This window comes from Dellaglioa sp. CoH-56-MRSF-13 (assembly GCF_056782095.1).
This window is the reverse complement of sequence record NZ_JBXAYC010000214.1, coordinates 1-242: the sequence shown is the minus strand read 5'-3', so window position 1 is coordinate 242 and position 242 is coordinate 1. Positions and strand designations below refer to the sequence as shown.

Genomic DNA, 242 nt, shown 5'->3' with positions numbered 1-242 from the left:
CGCCGAAGAACATCCTGATGATCGGGCCGACGGGCGTCGGCAAGACCGAAATCGCGCGCCGCCTCGCGAAGCTCGCCGACGCGCCGTTCATCAAGATCGAAGCGACCAAGTTCACCGAAGTCGGCTACGTCGGCCGCGACGTCGACAGCATCGTGCGCGACCTGATCGAGATCTCGGTCAAGCAGACGCGTGAAGCCGAAATGCGCAAGGTGCGCAGCAAGGCGACCGACCAGGCGGAAGAC

Annotated in this window: 1 protein-coding gene; it reads left to right on the top strand. The window is 64.5% G+C overall.

Annotated elements, in window-relative coordinates; all coding sequences use genetic code 11:
• Window positions 1–242, top strand: a 242-nt coding sequence (locus AC1RP1_RS08465; protein WP_481762799.1) for an AAA family ATPase, incomplete at both ends; no start/stop codon positions are given.